The 18,615-nt window shown below is 40.7% G+C and carries 18 protein-coding genes and 3 pseudogenes; 19 read left to right on the top strand and 2 right to left on the bottom strand.

All coding sequences use genetic code 11. The annotated features are described in order from the left end of the window. Positions 1 to 76 precede the first annotated feature (76 nt). The 4 genes from L2764_RS09765 to L2764_RS09750 all read left to right on the top strand — a co-directional run bounded on the left by L2764_RS09765 (position 77) and on the right by L2764_RS09750 (position 3,702). Complete coding sequence (locus L2764_RS09765; RefSeq protein ID WP_248940028.1) at positions 77 to 1,297, top strand: aryl-sulfate sulfotransferase; 1,221 nt, start codon at positions 77 to 79, stop codon at positions 1,295 to 1,297. Between the two features lie 636 nt (positions 1,298 to 1,933). Beyond that, positions 1,934 to 2,095, top strand: a complete 162-nt coding sequence (locus tag L2764_RS09760) for a hypothetical protein (RefSeq protein ID WP_248940027.1) — start codon at positions 1,934 to 1,936, stop codon at positions 2,093 to 2,095. A 155-nt stretch (positions 2,096 to 2,250) separates the two neighbouring features. Next, positions 2,251 to 2,733, top strand: coding sequence for a GNAT family N-acetyltransferase (locus L2764_RS09755; RefSeq protein ID WP_248940026.1), 483 nt, complete (start codon positions 2,251 to 2,253; stop codon positions 2,731 to 2,733). A gap of 423 nt (positions 2,734 to 3,156) precedes the next feature. Continuing rightward, a complete protein-coding gene (locus L2764_RS09750) occupies positions 3,157 to 3,702 on the top strand; it encodes a hypothetical protein (RefSeq protein ID WP_248940025.1) in 546 nt (181 codons plus the stop codon). Positions 3,703 to 3,915: 213 nt separating this feature from the next. Here the strand turns inward: L2764_RS09750 and L2764_RS09745 are convergent, their stop codons facing one another. Continuing rightward, on the bottom strand, positions 3,916 to 6,471 hold the full coding sequence (locus L2764_RS09745) for a phosphoethanolamine transferase (protein WP_248940024.1): 2,556 nt from the start codon (positions 6,469 to 6,471) through the stop codon (positions 3,916 to 3,918). Positions 6,472 to 6,762: 291 nt separating this feature from the next. On the opposite strand from L2764_RS09745, the gene L2764_RS09740 reads away from it, so the two are divergent. The 12 genes and pseudogenes from L2764_RS09740 (at position 6,763) to L2764_RS09685 (ending at position 15,307) form a co-directional block, all read left to right on the top strand. Continuing rightward, positions 6,763 to 8,043 (top strand): amidase family protein, encoded by a 1,281-nt coding sequence (locus L2764_RS09740; protein WP_248940023.1) that lies wholly within the window; start codon positions 6,763 to 6,765, stop codon positions 8,041 to 8,043. A 510-nt stretch (positions 8,044 to 8,553) separates the two neighbouring features. Next, positions 8,554 to 8,958, top strand: coding sequence for a hypothetical protein (locus L2764_RS09735; RefSeq protein ID WP_248940022.1), 405 nt, complete (start codon positions 8,554 to 8,556; stop codon positions 8,956 to 8,958). A 117-nt stretch (positions 8,959 to 9,075) separates the two neighbouring features. Further along, the gene (locus L2764_RS27735; RefSeq protein ID WP_283106975.1) at positions 9,076 to 9,318 is read left to right on the top strand and encodes an alpha/beta hydrolase; all 243 of its coding nucleotides are present in this window, start codon (positions 9,076 to 9,078) and stop codon (positions 9,316 to 9,318) included. Beyond that, a complete protein-coding gene (locus L2764_RS09730) occupies positions 9,260 to 9,640 on the top strand; it encodes an RBBP9/YdeN family alpha/beta hydrolase (RefSeq protein ID WP_312018349.1) in 381 nt (126 codons plus the stop codon). Before L2764_RS27735 ends, L2764_RS09730 begins: the two co-directional genes overlap by 59 nt. Positions 9,641 to 9,699: 59 nt before the next feature. Further along, positions 9,700 to 9,792: pseudogene (locus L2764_RS09725) on the top strand (VOC family protein); the annotation flags it as partial. 67 nt (positions 9,793 to 9,859) lie between these two features. After that, a pseudogene (locus tag L2764_RS09720) lies at positions 9,860 to 10,153 on the top strand (GFA family protein); the annotation flags it as partial. A 681-nt stretch (positions 10,154 to 10,834) separates the two neighbouring features. Continuing rightward, the gene (locus tag L2764_RS09710) at positions 10,835 to 11,179 is read left to right on the top strand and encodes a GFA family protein (RefSeq protein ID WP_248940021.1); all 345 of its coding nucleotides are present in this window, start codon (positions 10,835 to 10,837) and stop codon (positions 11,177 to 11,179) included. Between the two features lie 107 nt (positions 11,180 to 11,286). Beyond that, positions 11,287 to 12,567: a DEAD/DEAH box helicase gene (locus tag L2764_RS09705; RefSeq protein ID WP_248940020.1), complete on the top strand. Its 1,281-nt coding sequence runs from the start codon at positions 11,287 to 11,289 to the stop codon at positions 12,565 to 12,567. Between the two features lie 175 nt (positions 12,568 to 12,742). After that, a complete protein-coding gene (locus L2764_RS09700) occupies positions 12,743 to 13,183 on the top strand; it encodes a PaaI family thioesterase (protein ID WP_248940019.1) in 441 nt (146 codons plus the stop codon). Positions 13,184 to 13,235: 52 nt separating this feature from the next. Then, complete coding sequence (locus tag L2764_RS09695) at positions 13,236 to 14,105, top strand: PhzF family protein (RefSeq protein ID WP_248940018.1); 870 nt, start codon at positions 13,236 to 13,238, stop codon at positions 14,103 to 14,105. 100 nt (positions 14,106 to 14,205) lie between these two features. Next, positions 14,206 to 14,601, top strand: coding sequence for a GNAT family N-acetyltransferase (locus tag L2764_RS09690; RefSeq protein WP_248940017.1), 396 nt, complete (start codon positions 14,206 to 14,208; stop codon positions 14,599 to 14,601). A gap of 91 nt (positions 14,602 to 14,692) precedes the next feature. Next, positions 14,693 to 15,307 (top strand): LysE family translocator, encoded by a 615-nt coding sequence (locus L2764_RS09685; protein WP_248940016.1) that lies wholly within the window; start codon positions 14,693 to 14,695, stop codon positions 15,305 to 15,307. 60 nt (positions 15,308 to 15,367) lie between these two features. On the opposite strand, the pseudogene L2764_RS09680 reads toward L2764_RS09685, so the two are convergent. Beyond that, positions 15,368 to 16,918 (bottom strand): annotated as a pseudogene (locus tag L2764_RS09680) (alkaline phosphatase family protein). A gap of 409 nt (positions 16,919 to 17,327) precedes the next feature. Here L2764_RS09680 and L2764_RS09675 point away from each other — a divergent pair. The 3 genes from L2764_RS09675 to L2764_RS09665 all read left to right on the top strand — a co-directional run bounded on the left by L2764_RS09675 (position 17,328) and on the right by L2764_RS09665 (position 18,482). Further along, positions 17,328 to 17,771, top strand: coding sequence for a GNAT family N-acetyltransferase (locus tag L2764_RS09675; protein WP_248940015.1), 444 nt, complete (start codon positions 17,328 to 17,330; stop codon positions 17,769 to 17,771). 82 nt (positions 17,772 to 17,853) lie between these two features. Then, complete coding sequence (locus L2764_RS09670; protein WP_248940014.1) at positions 17,854 to 18,306, top strand: cupin domain-containing protein; 453 nt, start codon at positions 17,854 to 17,856, stop codon at positions 18,304 to 18,306. 53 nt (positions 18,307 to 18,359) lie between these two features. Beyond that, complete coding sequence (locus tag L2764_RS09665) at positions 18,360 to 18,482, top strand: DUF952 domain-containing protein (RefSeq protein ID WP_248940013.1); 123 nt, start codon at positions 18,360 to 18,362, stop codon at positions 18,480 to 18,482. Positions 18,483 to 18,615 lie beyond the last annotated feature (133 nt).

The following is an 18,615-nucleotide window of genomic DNA, read 5'->3' as shown; positions in this document are numbered from 1 at the left end:
TAGTCATGAATACACTATCTTATGGCCACCGAACGTGTTCATTATTTGTATGACGATGAGTCAAGGGAGTATGGCAATGTTCAAATCTGCGACAAAAACCATTTTTCGATCTGTTCTTTTCTTAGGGATGACCTGTGGGTTGGCAAGTGAATCTGTGCTTGCTGCTGATCTGGATGAATATACGCTATTTGCCCCAAATGGATCCACTGACACCTATTTAATTGATAAGGATGGCAATACTGTACATTCTTGGGTGAGCGATCATCGTGTTGCTCTTTCCGTGTATTTACTGCCGTCGGGTGAATTATTACGAACGGGGAGTGTATTAGATGCACCTGCAACGTTTAGTGGAAATGCAGGAGGTATGGTTGAAATTCTTGATTGGGAAAGTAATGTGGTGTGGGAGGCCGCTATCGCTTCTGATAACTATTTTAGTCACCATGATGCTGAAGTATTACCTAATGGCAATATCTTAGTATTAGCTTGGGAGGCGAAAACGGCAGAGGAAGCGATGGCACTGGGTCGGACTCAGGTTGCAGGTGATACTTTATGGGCTGATGCGGTTTATGAGATCTGTCGTGAAAGTGAGGCTAATGCTTGTCTTGATGGTGAAATCGTGTGGCGCTGGAGTACTTGGGATCATGCTGTGCAGGATGTTGATACGAGTATTAGCAGTAATTATGTGAATAATGTTGCTGATCATCCTGATAAGGTTAATCTTAATTACTTCAGTGGTGATGGTTCGGCTGATTGGACCCACGCTAATTCAGTTGATTATCATCCTGAAAAAGATGTGATTGTTATTAGTGTGCACAATTTTAATGAGTACTGGATTATTGATCATAGTGATGCCTCTGCAGGTATTGTCTATCGTTCTGGTAATCCACTTGCCTATGATCAAAGTGGACGTCAAACTCTATTTGGTCAACATGATGTGCAGTGGATTGAACCGGGATTACCTGGAGAGGGTAATATCTTACTCTTTAATAATGGTTTTAATAGACCTGTAGGAGAGTTTTCAACGGTGGATGAGCTCTGCTATGAAGCTAATTGTCGTTCCGGATCATTATTATCTCAGTATAGTGAAGGGGTTAATGGTGAGTTTTATTCGAGTCATATTTCGGGGGCACAGCGATTACCAAATGGAAATACGCTTGTTTGTGAAGGGCGTGATGGCCATTTTTTTGAATATAATATAGAGCATGAAATCGTGTGGGAGTTTAATTATGATGGTTCGGTATTTAGAGCTTACCGCTATTATGGTGATTATTCAGGATTAAGTCAGTTGGTATTATAGTGTCGGTTTACGCATGATTAAGTGATTGTACCGGGTTTCTATCACGAACACCTCGACTCACATAGTGAAGGGCTTCAAGACCTATTTTTTGCTCGATGGTCAATTTGATGTTTTTCATGAGAGGTATGGTGATCCTCATCGGTAAAGAAATCAAGCACCTTCATTGATCATAGGTATAGTAATAATAATTTTTCAGCAAATTATGATGATACGTTTATAGGTAACGGCAGTACAGGAATAGTGCAATACAGTGTCAATGCTGGAAATGGAGGTGCTGGTGGCGCTTATTCTTCAGGTGGGGGGGAGGCTTTGGTCGAGGTTTTCTTACTTCAGACAGTGACAGTGTATCAGATTGATGTGGAGATGGCTCTTACAATACTAATGAGTCGACTGATGGCGGTTTTGTGTAAGTGATCTTCTATACTGGAGACAGTTAATGAGTGAGCATTGACCTAGGATAGTGTCATTCATAATGACGTTAAATGATGTGAAGGGCAATACTGCGATGTAAAAGGGTATTGCCTTTATCTTTTTAATCCATTTTGGAGATAAATAGCTAAGGACAACGAATGAAAACAATTAGGCGGGGCATGTGAGAAAACCTTTCACGCCAATACCTTTGAAGAAATGGTCGAGATGAGTAAGCAACATGGTATGGAGATGTTCCAAAAACAGGAGCCAGCTCACCTTCAGGCCATGAAAGAAGTGCAAACTTTGATGCAAAATCCTGAAGCGATGCAAGCATGGTTTGATCAATTAAAAGTGCAGTTTGATAATCTACTCGATGAGGATAAATAAACTGACATGATTGGCGTTTAAACGTCCGAGTTGTCACATCGATGAATGGATTGATCGTGCTGGAGTATTGTTTGTCATGCAGGTACTTAAAAGATAAATTAAAGACGTACTTAAAAAGTCAAACAACCATTATTCAATAATATGAAAGGACTGTCATGGAAGATAAGCATATGGCTTTTATTCGTCCGGCTAAAGCTGCTGATGTCGATAGAATTTGGACGATTAGAACACAAGCTATTCTTAATCGCTGTGCGGGGTTTTACGCCCAAGATAAAATAGTCGCTTGGGCCGATTCCGTCATGCCTGAAGGGTTTGACCATATCCTGCTTACATTAGGGGCGATTGTTTATCACGATAAGGCTAAGGTACTCGGTTTTGGTTTTATCGATAGCGAGGCTCAATCAATAGAGTCGGTGTTTGTTGATCCAGATTATAATGGCAGGGGTATTGGAACCGTTATTGCCCGTGAGTTGCAGCGGCTTTCCATTGAGAAAGGGCTAAAGGCGTTATCTTTGTCCGCTTCGTTAAATGCAGTCCCTTTTTATAAAAGCCTTGGTTTTAGCGTGGGTGGACTGAGTGCTTGGAGGCATCCTTCTGGTATTGAGCTGAGCTGTGTCACTATGTCGAAAGTAATGTAACCTTTTGGTTTGATGATTTGCCTAGGGGGTGTTGATCTTTGGTGATTATTTCTGCAGCAGTTTGTGGCGTCTTTAGACAAGGCTAAGCTTATTCTGTGTAGTTATTCTACATAAATAAGCGATAACGCTGTAAAAAGACACCACAAACGCTGTCCATAGGATCCGTCTAAACGTATTTTACCCTTTGTTGTAGAGAATTGGTTTAAAACTAGGCTGCACTCACTACGCCTCGATTAAAACACGTTGAGTTCGGACATAATTTAACCACCAAAGTTCAACAGCCCCTAGATTGCGGCATGTCTTTTAAACGTGGCAATGAATACTTTAATCTTCTCGTTAAACCTCCTGCTGGTGGCTATGCTTAAGCCTAGAATAGGTGCCGAATATTGTTTGGTAAGGAATAGTTCATGTTGAGGATGTTTAATGGATGATTGCATACAGATTATTTTTAAGCGAGTTGAAAAAAATACCGATCATATTTCATTGGCTATTGGTTTTTCAGTTGTACTTGTCTTTTGTTTAATGATGATTCCGCTTGAAGCGAAAGAGGAAGCAATAGCGTCAAAGCATTGGATCACCGAAATGGAAACCAATACTGAGCGGTTTGAACGAATAGAGCGCTATTTACGTGGGTTTGATCAGACTATGTGGGAAGTGGGCGAGCGTTATGAAAAATTATATCAAGCGCTAAAGGATGATAATTTTGATCTTGCGCTTTATCACTGGGCAAAGATAAAAGTCACCATAGAGAATGGCTTGATGAAAAGGCCAGCAAGAAAAATGAATGCCGAAGCCATTTTTTTATCGACAACTTGGCCGGATGTGAATAGTGCTTTTAACAGTAAAAACAACACGAAAGCTTGGAAGGGATTTTTTAAAGCACGCAGTGCGTGTATGGCCTGCCATTTCGCTGAAAAAGTGTCGTTTATTAATGATCAACCGATGTTTTATGACTCCCAATTAAAATGATTGAGATAACGGTTAAACAGGCCTTGATATAGCTGCTATTCAAGTCATTTTAACATTGATACCTATATTCTAAATGCCCACTTGATCAGAAAAAAGATTTTTAGGTGCATTATCAATCGAATTAGCATGTCCCCAGAATGAGTTGATGAACAGAATAGATGTTAACAATGTCGTCGGAAATTTCATTAAGCAGACTCCAGTACCAATGTGAAGTTATAAGTCGAAAGGGGATTGGTAAGGTAACAAAATAGTTGTGACACGTTTATCATGATGATAGCTCTTTTTATCTAGCTCAGAGGGGAGATCAGCGTTATATAAAGTGATAGATAAATCCCAAATATGATAATTGATTTGCTTTGCTAATAAGGGTTCTAGGTAATTTTTAATAAAAGGATAGGCTCTATGATCAAATGACACGCCTGTAAGTTGCTGCGTGACGGATTGTTGGGCTATTTTTTTTGCTAATATTTTCATTTGTTGTTTTTTATTACCATTTAAATCATCGATAATTTGTTGTGTCGGTAAATAGTAGGAGGTATGCCAGCCAGCCGCTCGAAATTGTGTGAAGAAGGCTTGTTTTGTAGCCGATTCGATAATGAATTGATGTTTAATCGGAAACTTAGTGGCTAAGTTATTTAATCTGACGAGTGCTGCTTTATTATTTTTGGTATTAAGATTTTTAACATCTAACCAGATTTTCTTTATTTCAGTGGTGGGTATAGAGGCCATAAATTGTTCTAGAGACATTCCACTCATGGCCCCTAGATTGTGTCCAACCAAGAATTGGTTCGATTTATCATCAAACAGCACATCAACTTCAAATGCTCTAAAACCGTCTGACCAAATATTGTTTAGTTTACCGATGGTATTCACTCTATGGGGCAGTATTCGTGACACTAAATGGTGGTCTTGAATGAATAGGCCATTGTGCTTCTGTTGGTAAAGGCTATTGTTTGGACTTGCATACTCTTTTTTTCCATTAAGCGTGTAGGCATCTTCATCTTTTAATTGATATTGGGGAGACGTTAAGTCATTTGTCGTATGATATTTATCTGTTTTGACATTGATGAGCCCAATTAAGGTGTCATAAATAGTATCATTACCAAAAAGGCTGTGACGATGTTGCAGTAACATCGTGTATTGCTGTTTGTATTGGGATTTATATCGTTTAGATAACCATATGAATAGCGGGATTTGTGTCATGCTATAGGTAAAATTATCTTTATTATGCCCTAATTGATTGACAACATCATCCGCGTGATCAGAAAAATAGAGCAGCCCATTAATGTCATCGTTAGTTGCAAGTGTTTGAATGATTGAACTGACCACTTTATCGTTATATAGCACACTGTTATCATAGCAATTAAGAGTATGAGCTAATTTTGGATGGGTGATTGCTAACCGGCCAAATTCAGAACGGGGTAAGTCACCAGAAAAAGCCTGATATTGGCGAGGGTATCTTTCACAGTAATCGCCATGACTGCCCATTAAGTGAATGAATATCACTTTGTTTCGTTTTGATTTTAGTTTGAGAATAGGTTTGAGTTTTTGAATAATGGCACAGTCATAGGTTTGTGTTGTGGTGTTTTTTCCCATCGAATGGTTCAGTGGGATAAGATGATCGGCTTGTTGTGCAATAATGGAAACGAGATTATCCCAAGCACCATAGAGGAGCTGATTGGTGATCCAGTAAGTCTCTATATTGGCTTTATTTAAGATGTTAAGAATAGAGAGTGAATGGTAATAATCTTTCTGATTAGCTTGGGTGGCCTCTGTGAGTGCTTGAGACAACACTGGCATGGTATGAGTGTGGGCTGAAAAAGCATTATCGTAGATTAACAATTGATTTTTTTTGGCCATTTGCTCTAATAATGGTGTGGTATTTCTCATATAACCATAAAGTGCCATATGCTGTTTGTTGAGAGATTCACCAATGATGACTATATAGGTTTCTCCCTCAGCGTCTTTACTGGCTGTGAATGCTATGCCGTGGTTCTTGACTAGAGCCTGTGTTTGTTTAAAGAGCGCCATTTCATGCCAATACTCTTTGGCAGTATTGATGATAAAAGCATAGAGCCGATTATCTTTTCTATCGGTATAAGACAGTATTGAAAAGAGGATAAGCATAAAGATTAGCACTGACTTTTCAATAGGAGGGTTATTGCTCTTTTCTTGCTTGATAAAAAGAGCGATACATATTGTGACCAATAGACTGACGTACAAGACCCACTTTGGTGATATTTCATCGATGATGAAATCGATTGACTCGGTCATATTGGTTTGCATGATGGCGTAAATCGTTTCTTTTGAAACATCGGAATTAAAATTGATGGCATATAGGATATAGAATGCAGGGATGACGAGCAATAGGGTCAATATTGCCATATTGATAATACTCAGACTGCGACGTTTAAACATGAAACTTAGGCGGTAGATAGTAATAAAAACAAAGGCGGCTAAGAGTGAGAAGAGTACATAAGTCAATTGAGTACGAATGCTGATCATGGTGAAGTTGAGCTTGTCAGCCATTAACATTAAGAGAAACAATAAATAGCTATTGATTGCAATATAAAAATATCGGTGGTGATAGAGATAAATTAAGATATATGACCATAATAAAGGAAATATCCAAATTTCATCAATTGACGCTATGTCGAGAGTTCCCACAAAGAAATAAGCCAATGACCACGTAATTATTGTTGATAAAATAATGAATACACTAAGTCCTACATCTTTATATGTCATGTCTATTTTCTGTTGTTCATTCATAAGCACTACCTTGGTTTATTCATAGTCTCAGATGAATGGTGAATGAAGAGCTGTCCTAGATAATGTTAGTGTAGTAACGGAATGACCTTGTGGATATTTTATTGGCAACAGTGTCAATCTATGGCGTCATGTATTGAGCTATGATTAGTGACACGAGTTTGTATTGCATTGTGGTCGATGATATTTAATGCGATGTCAATTTTATAATAGGCACGAATCCCGCTATTTTTTAGCGGGATTAGCGTATAAAATTATCTAACTTACTGAATCTATATAACTATGGTTGTTGTTATGAATAAAATTCATGGTAAAATATCTGTCGGGCAGAACAGAAGAAATGATCCAGCCATATTTTGTGAACATGGGCCTAGTGATTTCAATGTGTCTGATTCGGGCCCGTTAGCGGGGAAGCGTTTGGCAGTTAAAGATGTCTTTCAGCTCAAAGGAGAGAAAAATACCGCAGGTAGCCCTGATTGGTTTAACACTCACCCTGCTGCGAACAAAACCGCTGAGAGTCTATCAAGGTTATTGAATGTGGGGGCGACATTCATCGGTTTTACACATTTAGATGAGCTGGCTTATAGTATGCAAGGTAATAATAGACATTACGGCGCTGCAGAGAACCCCCGTGTACCGGGGTATTGTTGTGGTGGCTCATCCATGGGATCGGCGGCAGCGGTGGCATCTGGATTGGCTGATATTGCCTTGGGCACCGATACGGGTGGCTCTGTTAGAGTACCTGCCAGTTATTGTGGTTTATTTGGCATTCGAACCAGTCACTCATTAGTATCGGTTAAGGGAGTGATTGGATTAGCACCTTGCTTTGATACGGTAGGCTGGTTTACCCAAAAAGCGTCGTTATTGAATGGTGTGGGGGAAGTTCTGTTACCCAAACAGAGCCGAAGTCATCCAAAGATAACACGTTTAGTGATCTGTGATGCGATCAATCAATTAGCGGATAAGCACATTCAAGATGCCATGACTCATTATGTATCTCAAGTGCAAAATGAGTTTGATGTTTGTGAAACGGTGTATTTGTCTGACGTCCGAATATTGTCTGAACTAGCCGATGTGTTTCGGATTTTACAAGGTCGTGCAATTGCGAATGAACATGGGGAGTGGATAGAGAAAGTGAACCCGGTATTTTCGGCGGATGTTGAGGCAAGGTTAGCCATGGCGATGTCCATTAGTGATGATGAAGTATTATGGGCAGTGACTAAACGCCAACAATGGTGTCGACAAATGGAAATCTTGTTACCCGATGAGACCAGTGTGTTGCTCATGCCAACTTCAGCTAGCACGGCGTTAAAAAAAAGCAGTAATCTATCGATTAGTGAGCAAATGAATGTTCGGCAGCGCTTACTCGGGTTAACGGCTATCGGCGGTCTGTGGGGCGCACCACAATGTCATTTACCGCTTTTTTCTGTCGATGAAATTGAAGCTGAGTCAGGCATTCACCCAGATGATAAAATTGTACGTAAACCTTCGGGGTTCTCATTGTTAATGGCTCCGAATAATGATCTCGCTCTGTTGGCATTGGTTGAACAAGTCGCCTCTCTAAGCAATGAGTAAAAATCATGATACCTGCGGAAGCTAACGGCCGATATCTTGAATACCATGTCGCATCGAAAGAGAGACAAACGTTAAATGAACAAAGAGAAAACGAGGATGAATTTACCCGCCATACTTAATGTGGCGGTGAGTCACAAATACGTTGGCTATTTGCTGGAGAGAATGATTCTTTAAGATGAAATTAATTTTATAAATATCATGTTTCATTGCTGAGCTTGACTGAAGAAGTGTATGATAATGAGAATTAATTTAGAAGCGATGGTGGTTAATGTTACGAATGAATAGGTATGATTAACCGACTGTTTTAATTTGTTAAATATGATTTTTTTAAACGGGACGGTATCAACGAGTATTGAGTATGCGATTTAAGGGGTTGTGCTGCAGTTATCAATGGAGAGGATAAAGACGTCTATAAGGTATGTTTGACCTTGCTTTGAAAGGCTCAATCGATGCAGAGCATGTTTTTTAAGCTCACTTGGCCACAGATTAAAGTGTTATGGGTACATCTAGATGAAATATTTTGTTGTTTTTCTCCTTTTTCTGGTTAGTTTAGAAGGCGTCGCCAAGGAAGCGGTATGTGGAAACATTGATCGTATTAATGCAGTACGAGCAGATAATCCCAAAGTGAAAGTCTCGGCATCTTATCCAGAGATGCGCCCTAAATCATCTCGTTTTCAAAAGGAACTCCCACCTCCACAAATGCCGGGGTGTGCAGCGGTAACGTTTATTTTAGTGATAAAACCGGGTTCCGAAGGCGAATTATTGATCCCCCGTAATGTCAAAATCTATAATGCTTCAGAAACGCGCTTTGGTTTTGCGGCTGTAGAAGCCGTGTCAAAGTGGGTTTACTCAGTGGAAGAGGTGAAGACGGCTTCTGATTTGAGGGGACAGTATTTTACGATTATCCTGTTTTAGTACACCTGAGTAGTGGGTTTAGGTAGCGTTTTCGGCGATAAATAATAATATTTAGTCATAGGCTATAATCACGCAGGGTACTAGATTTTGTCTTCTTTAGCATGAATAAAAGGATTTATGAATACAGTATTTATACCAGGCTATGGCAATTCTTTAGGTTTACATTGGCAACGACTGTGGTTTCAACAATTTTCTGATAGTTATTGGCTTGAGCAAGAAGATTGGGAACATCCCAATAAAGACAAGTGGATAGATAAGCTTGATCAATTAATTGACTCTCTTAACGGGGCTGACAGTTTTCGTGACTCACAGCTTAGGGGGCTGTACGGTCGCAGAGTGGAATCGGTGTTATCCTGTTAAGGCAGTAAAGATAAAAGGCGCTTTTCTTGTGGCTGTGCCGGATGTTCTTCGAGATGACTTTCCGGATGTTATCACGGGTTATGACGCTCCGCCATTAGATCCCTTACCTTTTTCAAGTGTGATGTGTGCAAGTACCAATGATCCTTATTCTTCTTTTGAACGCTCTCGGCTTATTGCTCAGCAGTGGGGCTGTGAGTTTATCTCTGTTGGGGCATTGGGTCATATCAATACTGAGTCAAATATTGGAGATTGGCCTGAAGGACAGCATATTTTTGATGAGTTTGTTAAAAAGCGATGCTTAAAAAGTGGTGCTGAGGGATGACTGGCTACCCCATAATATGGCATGACGTTACTTCAATAACATCAAGGGGAAGTGTGATTATCATTAAACCGATATTTTCATTCCCAGGTGGCAGGCGTTTTCATTTTACGGAGCCCAGTGGTAATGAGTTTGCAGTATGGGCACAAGTCTAAAGAGATGCTTTTTAAGCATGTATAATCATACTGTTATAAACTAATACTAAAATAAAAATAAAAAGGAATGCCCATTTTGAACCAAGATCATGAAAATATTAAGAAAAATAAACAGCCAAGTCAGCCGCATGACCACATAACAAAAATTGCTGAAACCTTGATTAAGCATAAGCACAGTGCAAGCTGTCACTGTGGGGCGGTGGAGCTTGAATTAACCTTACCAAATGTAATTGAATCGCCAAGACGCTGTAATTGTTCACTTTGCCGCCGTAAAGGGGCCATTGTCGGCTCGATTGCATTGAGTGGTTTACGTATCGTTAAAGGCGAAGAATATTTAAACATTTATCAATTTAATACTAGGGGCTGTTGATCTTTGGTGATGGAATTATGTCCAGAATAAACGTGTTTTAATCGAGGCGTAGAGGATGTAGCCTAGCATTCTAAGCAAATTTCTTTACAACAAAGGGTAAAACACGTTTAGCTGGATCCTATGGACAGCGTCTGTGGCTCCTTTTTACTGCGTTATCGCTTATTTATATAGAATAACTACACCACACAAGCTCTGCCTTGTATAAAGAAGCCACAGTCTGCTGCAGAAACAATCACCAGAGATCAACAGCCCCAACACGGCCAAACATTATTTTTGCCGTCATTGTGGCATTTATACTCATCACCAACGTCGCTCCAATCCATCACAGTATGGTTATAATATTGCTTGCTTAGCAGGAGTGGATCCTCTGTTATTGGATGCAGTCAAGATTGTCGATGGCATTCATCATCCGGCCGATCGCTGAATTGAAATCAGTATGGGTTGTGATAAAACGGATTGATTCATATTCCCGTTGTTTGGGTATAATAACGAGCAATTGAATGGCTATTGACTCAGGCACTGTTACTTTATACAGTGCTTTCAGTTTGGTACTGAAATCAGACACTTCAATACTGTCATATGGCGTCTATTTTATTCACGCCTGATTTCAGAGACTAAATTTATGCTATTGAGTGATACATTATATTTGTAGAATATTAATAAGGACATTAAATGATAAATGCATCCTGCCATTGTGGTAACGTTGAAGTTGAGGTCGACACATTACCCGATACGGTGACTGAATGTAACTGCTCTATTTGTCGCAGAACAGCGGCATTGTGGGGATATTATCCACAAGCCCAAGTATCGATAACAATCAAGACCGAACCCTTACAAACTTATCGTTGGGGGGATGAATATATTGATTTTCATCGTTGTGGCCAATGCGGTTGCACCACCCATTACACGTGTCGCCCAAAAGCTGAAATGGACAGAGTAGGGGTCAATTTCCGGTTATTTGACCATGAGTTGGTGCAAACATTGCCGGTTAGAAAAGTCGATGGTGCTAGCTTTTAAAGATATGTGCTTTGAAAGGTTCGAGCTTTGAAGGTGTTAGAATAACATTAACGGTTAATGTTAGAATAAGCGCTAATTTTTAGCGCTTTTTTTATTGGTCGTATTTTATGTCTTTTTCTTCGTTGGGCTTATTGCCTGAGTTTGTCAGCCACTTATCAACACTCGGCTATGCGTCCCCGACGCCTATTCAGAGTGAAGCTATTCCAGCCATATTAGCGGGTCAAGATGTGCTGGCCAGAGCGCAAACGGGCACAGGAAAAACAGCTGCTTTTACGTTACCGATTTTACAGCAATTAGCCTCAAATACTCAACACAGTCGCAATGGATCCCAAGTAAAGCGTCATTCTGTTAAGGCGCTGATCTTAACGCCTACTAGGGAGCTGGCGATACAGGTTCAAAAGAGTGTTGATGATTATGCTCAAGGGTTAGCACTGAGCGCTGGGGGGTTAACCAGTGTGTTAGTTTATGGCGGCGTGAGTATTGATAGGCAAGCTGCAGTATTACAAGCGGGGGTCGATATCGTCGTGGCCACTCCAGGGCGTTTACTGGATCATGTCACAAGAGGCAACGTGCATTTCAATGCCTTGGCTTTTCTGGTGTTGGATGAAGCCGATCGTATGCTGGATTTGGGCTTTAAAGATGAAATCAATAAGATTTTAAAAGCCATACCAAAGGTGCAATCAGAGACTCAACACATCAGGCAAACCTTATTGTTTTCAGCGACCTTTAATCAGGCTGTTTTTACACTGAGTAAAAAGTGGCTCAATGAGCCGATATTGATAGAAATGGATACACATAATACTGCCGCTCACAACGTTGAACAAATTATCTATCAAATTGACAGCGAGAGAAAAACGGACGTGATCTGCCACCTTGTTAACAAAGGAAAATGGCAACAAGTACTCATTTTTTGTCGTAAAAAACAAGCTGTCGACAAATTGGTGCAGGATTTGCTGAAACAAGGGATCCCAGCGCAAGCTTTTCATGGCGATTTATCCCAAGGAGTACGGGAAGAGGTATTAGCTCAATTTAAGCAAGCTGATATTAAGGTGCTGGTGGCAACGGATGTGGCGGCGCGTGGCTTGGATGTGGACTGCTTGAATGTGGTGATTAACTATGAATTGCCCTTTATGGCAGAGGATTATGTACACCGTATTGGCCGTACGGGCCGCGCAGGAAACAGGGGGAAAGCTATTACTTTATACAGTGAAGATGATGCATTAAGGCTTGAGCAAATTGAAATTTTATTAGATAAAAGATTGCCTCAACAATGGTTAGTGGGATTTGAGCCTGATCTCACTAGAAGTGAATCGACTTCTTATAAAAATACTAAAGCGGCTCAGAAAAAACGCGCCAGAAAAAGAGCCTTGGGGAATAACAAGCGTTAAGGAAATCGCTTGTAAGCGATGAGTATAACGTGAAAGCATACATTTATGGCTTTTTTGATGAATAAAATAAAAAGGTATATTTTCAATAAAATTCAATATGTAATAACATTTCTCATAAGCTATTAATGTGCTATTTTGTATTTGTTATTAATATTATTGATTAAAGGTAAATTAAATGAACGTCCATGAAATGACGGGGCTGGCGCTGTTACAAGCAATGGCATCAGGTGAGCTTCCTTACGCATCGATTGCCGTAACTATTCCAATGACCATCACCTCGGTGTCTGAGGGCAAAGTGGTATTTTCTGCCAAAGCCGATGATAACCATTTGAATCCTCTGGGTGGTGTCCATGGGGGCTTTGCGGCCACGGTACTTGATACTGTGACCGGTTGCGCTGTGCACAGTTTATTGGATGCGGGGGTGGGTTATGGCACGATTGATTTGAACATTAAAATGATCCGGCCTATTCCTAAAAATGAGTCACTCATTGCTGAAGGTCAGGTGATTAACTTGTCAAAATCGCTGGGTATTTCTGAGGGAACATTAAAAACCCAAGCGGGTAAGTTACTGGCCACTGCTACTGCGACTTGCATGATCATTAAACCAAGTAATTGAGAGTGAAAGTGCTATTTAAAACTTCTCCTTTAATGCGTTGGGGGAACTCAGTATGGAATTAGAGATCTATCAAGTAGACTCCTTTAGCACTGAAGCGTTTAAAGGCAATCCTGCGGGCGTGTGCATTACCGATAAAGGACTGGATGAAAGCTTGATGTTGGCAATAGCAGCAGAAATGGCGGTATCTGAAACGGCTTTTTTGGCTTTAGATGCTTTAAATCTTCGTTGGTTTACCCCTCAAGTGGAAGTCAGTTTATGTGGCCATGGTACCTTAGCCGTCGCGCATATTCTACAGGAAACGGGGGTTATCACTGTGGGCGATGATATCCGTTTTAATACCCTTTCAGGCCCTTTAACCGTGATGGTTAAGCCTGATTGCATCGCGATGCTGTTTCCTGCACCTATCCTTGATTTTTCATTAGAGATGGATCCCAGCCTCTTGAGCTGTTTAGGCATTTATCCTGAACAGGTACTTGGTTTTTGTGGCTTCGATAACAAATGCCTGATTGAAATTGATAATGAGTCGGTATTATTGGCACTGGAACCGAATTTTGATCTGCTAAAGCAGTTACTGGGCCGAGGCATCGTTGTGACGGCAAGGGCTGTGACCACAGCGGTGACAGCTAAAAGTGATGATGTGATAGGTCATCATGCAGCGAACAAAGACTACGATTTTTGCTCCCGTTATTTTGCCCCTTGGGTGGGTGTCAATGAAGATCCCGTTACGGGCTCGGCGCATTGTGCTCTGGCGGTTTATTGGCAAGATAAGCTGAACAAATCAAAGTTGCGAGGTTATCAAGCATCCTCACGAGGTGGCTTTGTCGACATGGAACTGCTGGCGAAACAAAAACTAAGCCCTGTACAAAGAGTTTGCTTGATGGGACAAGCGGTAACAAGCATAAAGGGCAAGCTTTTGGTTTAAAGGTTTTATATGTTACTTAAGGCGGGGCTGTTTTAACGAAAAGATTAATGAGAGTCAATGGCAGGTATTAATGGAAAAGGCTCATTTAAAGGAGAGTAGGATGTATCAAGTCGTAGAACAAATTGCTTCAGTGGATGATTTTATTCGTTTAAGGCATGTATCAGGATTAAGTCCGCGCCTTTATGAAGCGGTTGAAAAAGGTTTGCCTAATAGTTTATTTGGCGTGCAGATCGTGATTAACGATCTTACTGTAGGCATGGGCCGCGTGGTGGGCGATGGTGCCTTAAATTTCGATATTGTTGATATTGCAGTGGAGCCAGAACATCAAAGGAAAGGTTTAGGCCGACTGATCATGCAATCGATTATGGATTATCTTGAGCGTGAAGCTTTGCCCAGAGCCTATATAACACTGATGGCTGATGTGCCTGAGCTATATAAAAAATTTGGTTTTCAATTAAGTCGCCCTGAGAGTGAAGGCATGTACCTGATTAAGTGAATGTTTAGATAAAGTCGACTGACTTAATAAGATATTGTTTAATAAAAGATTACGTTCTAAATATCAATAACAAGGTTAAGGAATACAGTGAATGTCAACGATGGATCTTATTGCGCTGATCAGCGCAATGTTACTACTGGCGATTGTACCTGGACCGGATGTATTTGCGATTATAGCCCGCTCTTTCTCTTCAGGTTTTTCAAGAGGCATTTATATGACAATGGGGATGATCCTAGCCGATTATCTTTTTATTGTGTTGGCACTATTTGGTTTATCGGCTTTATCAGAAATCATGGGGACAGCGTTTATCGTCATAAAATACTTAAGCGCAATGTATCTTATCTGGCTGGGGTATAAATTGCTTAAATCATCGGCCATAAAAATGGATATTGAAGCGAATGCTCAATCATCCTTAGGATCGAGTTTTATGGCGGGACTATTAGTGACCTTAGGTAATCCTAAGGCGATTTTATTTTATGTGGGCTTTTTCCCTGCGTTTGTCAATATTGAAACTGTATCCGCTTATGATGCGGGGCTGATCATGTTGGCGGCAACGGTTGTGTTTGGCAGTGTTAACTTAGGCTATGCGTTTATGGCTGTTAAAGCCAAAGGCATTTTTAAATCGCCTAACGCATCCAATGTGATGAATAAAGCTGCGGGTAGCATTATGGTGTCAACAGGCGTTTTAGTGGCGGTTAAGGCGTAATAGCTCGGCAGAAGAAGGTGCATCACTAACAAGAATGTCACCTCTTCTTTAAGTCGCTGATCACAGCCATTTTTTTAAATCTGAGCGCCCTTCTTTGAGGCAGGTGATGCCTTGTTTGAATAAGGCTATGCCATCACCCACGGTTTTGATGTCTGCTAATGGGGGAATCGCTTCGACATGTTCTTTAATGACATGATAAATGGCAGTAACGATGGATGACTGCAAGTCTGTCATGGCTTCATGTTGATAGCTGATATCTTCTTCTAATGTGATGTTGGGCTCTGGGATCGGGGGGAACCCGGTTCTTTTAGTGTCTGAAAAAACATCAGTAAAAGAAGGCGCATTTTCATCTCGTTGAGTGAGATTGGGCATGTCCCATTTTTCACAGAGTGTTTTGATAAAAGAAGTATGATCAAAGGTGTTATTCATTATTGTGTTTTTTTGAATATGGGCTGAGATCATCACCATAGGAACTCTAATCCCGAGTCGGTCGAAGTCAAAATGATATTGTTGAGATCCTTTATTATGGGGGGAGATAACGCTTGGGGGAGAGATATGATCGAAGCAACCACCGTGTTCGTCGTGGGTGATAATGAGCAAGGTATTGTCCCGATAGGTGTCACTGTTAATGATGCTGCTATAGATATCCCAGATAAGGTGCTCGCCTAATAAAACGGTTCCTGTTCGGGTTTTATCATTGACGGCACAAGGATGCTGATCGTTATGTTGGCCAAAAAATTAGGGCTCAATAAAACTGTATTGAGGCAGATTTTCATCAGTGAGATCTTTTTTAAAGCGATAGAGACTGGGTTTTTGTTCTATAAAATCAGCTAATGCCTGTTCGATACTTGATTCGAGATGGGCGGGGCCATTAATACACGCTGTCAATGGTATAGGGAGCCCTGATGCATAGACATGATAAGAAATAGCGTGAGCTTGAAGACGTGTAAAAAGGTTATCTTGGCTCCATACTGTTTTAGCCCAATCCGTCATGTCGATGATATCGGTTTTGGTGCTTTCTGCATCTTGACCAAATCCTTCACCAATGGGGTTAATGACGTTTCCACCAGAAGTGGCTGCATGCCAAAATGCGCGGTTACACCAAGTCTGGCTAGGTACAGAGCAATGCCAATGGTCGAATACGGCAAATTCTTTGGCGAGAGTGGCCAGTACAGGGACTTGTTCTGGTTTAAAACATTGCATGATGACACTGTAGTCATCAAAGCTGGGCTTATCATATGACGTGCAGTCGAGTGCTTGCAACGTATTGATGTAATCATTGACAAAACCCAGCATATTCGCTTCAGGATTATCAGGTAAATTATAAGGGGGTTTCATTTTGAGAACGTCCTCCCCTATATTGTCGGCATCAACATGATTAAATAATTGTGTATTTACGTGCTGATATTCTTCTCCAGGATCAGGATAAGGTTGATGATAGTCAATGGCTGGGTGGGGGGAAATAACTTTTCCAGTTTGGTAATCAATGGCCCGCTTAGGGATTGGATTTGAAAATGTAGAGGATTGTAAGCCTGCAAACTGCTTTCCTTCAGGTACATCGTCTTGATATAAATAACCGAGTAAGTTATCGAAAGAGCGATTTTCGAGCATGAGTACAACGACATGATCAAAGGTATCTAATCCATTGAATAGATTATTTGAGTCCATATTGTTTAAGTTTCCTTGTGCTATGCATTGATATAATCTGAACATGCTTGTCAAAGAATAGTTGCCTACAGTCGCAGAGTCTAGAAAGGCTAGGGCTGAGGACTCATAGTATCAATCGATGATTCACTTCTATCGCTGGAAACTATTGTGATGTTGCTCAGGCTGTTCATTTTTTGCTGATGTATCAATGTTCATATAACATTATCATTTAATAACATAGTGTTAGTCGTTTTTTAACTATAAACGGTGTTAACATAAGCATTACAATCAAGCTTGGCACATCTGTCAGGCTTGTCAAAAAGAGCCAACAGTCGCAAGAGTAAAGATTGGCAAATAAAAGGAAGCAATAAAAATGGACGTCGATAGCGTAGCAATTGAAATTATCCATGAAGAAAATCAGGCCGTTCTGGATGAGCTTGTCAGTGGTGTTCGACAATATAATATCGATCACATGGGCGATGAAAAAACCAAGCCACTTTCGGTGGTTGCCCGTGATCACGTTGGTAAACTGATTGGCGGCGTGTCGGGTGTCACGATTTATCAACACTTTCTCATCTCTGTGGTGTGGGTCGATGAAGTGCATCGCGGCACAGGGCTGGGTGCTCAGTTAATGATGCAGGCAGAAAGTGAGGCCAAACAGCGAGATTGCTTGGTTGCTCAATTAGACACTTTATCGTTTCAAGCGCCTACTTTTTATCAAAAAATGGGTTTTGAGATTGTCGGTACCGTGCCCGCATTTTCAAACAGCCCAGGTCGATTCTTTATGATGAAGCGTTATGATGAGGTAAATGGGTAAGCGCGAGAACTATCAACTTAGCTATAAAGTTAACTATAAGATAAGTATAACAATCAATAATAATCGAATGGAGTCGTCTTTAATGTCTAAACATGTGTCAGAGCTCAAACAAGGGGTTAAACAAGCACTTAAACAAGGGATTACACCAAATCCAGCCCCCATCATTCTCGCCAATGCCTTTTTAAATGTACGCTGTTTTAACGGCAGAACCCCTGAAACCACTGATGAAGCGATGCAAGGCGCATCGGCATTATTATCTGAGTATCGAGATGGCGGCATTTATGTGACCCACTATGCAGGCTTTAGCGAGTGGGAGCGACATCCACAAGGGGATGAGTTTGTCCATGTGCTAGAAGGGGAAACCTGCTTAATTTTACTACTTGATGGTATTGAGCAACGTCATTTACTGTTAAGCGGGCAAATGATGGTGGTGCCACAAGGTATTTGGCATCGATTTGAGTCCCCTAAAGGCTTAAAAGTCATGACGATTACGCCGCAGCCGACAGAGCACAGTGTTTCTCATCCTAATGCATAGAGAGTCAGTAGACAAGCTACTATAGACCATCCATGAAAACCAAAGAATAAAATATGAAATCACTCTATCACTTAATTATACAAACCGACCTCAATGTGCTCGACACGAGTCAGGTGTATGAACCTGACTCATTACTCACTGATGGTTTTATCCATTTAGCTTATGAAGCACAATAACAACAGTCAAAGCTTAAAGTCTGAATGCTATCCGCATTTGTATGGCGGCCTTAATAGTGAAGCTATTGTGAAGATAAGCCCGCTTAAGATCAATCTTCACGGTGACTACGTTATTCAATAAATAGGGATGTAA

The organism is Shewanella surugensis (genome assembly GCF_023284005.1).
Taxonomy (GTDB): domain Bacteria; phylum Pseudomonadota; class Gammaproteobacteria; order Enterobacterales; family Shewanellaceae; genus Shewanella; species Shewanella surugensis.
Note: the sequence above shows the minus strand (reverse complement) of the source record. Positions and strands in the feature narration are given on the sequence as shown.